This window comes from Streptomyces sp. WAC05292 (assembly GCF_003949955.1).
Lineage (GTDB): Bacteria > Actinomycetota > Actinomycetes > Streptomycetales > Streptomycetaceae > Streptomyces > Streptomyces globosus.
In genome coordinates this window covers 1-323 of the sequence record NZ_RPSE01000892.1, presented here as the reverse complement: position 1 = coordinate 323, position 323 = coordinate 1, and the positions used below count along the sequence as shown (strand labels likewise).

The 323-nt window shown below is 72.8% G+C and carries 1 pseudogene; it reads left to right on the top strand.

The features are described from left to right. Nucleotides 1-323, top strand: a pseudogene (locus tag EF903_RS33610) (glycosyltransferase family 2 protein); the annotation flags it as partial.

The window sequence follows — 323 nt, the reverse complement described above, 5'->3', positions numbered from 1 at the left end:
CTGCCGCTGGTCGCCCCGCTCGTCTCCGGCCACTCCGACCTCGCGATCGGCACACGGCTGGCCCGCTCCTCCCGCGTGGTCCGCGGAGCGAAGCGGGAGTTCGTCTCCCGTGCCTACAACCTGCTCCTGCGCTCCTCCCTGGCGGCCCGCTTCAGCGACGCCCAGTGCGGGTTCAAGGCCATCCGGCGCGACGTCGCCGAACGGCTGCTGCCGCTGGTGGAGGACTCCGGCTGGTTCTTCGACACCGAGCTGCTGGTGCTCGCCGAGCGGGCCGGGCTGAGGATCCACGAGGTCCCGGTCGACTGGGTGGACGACCCCGGCTC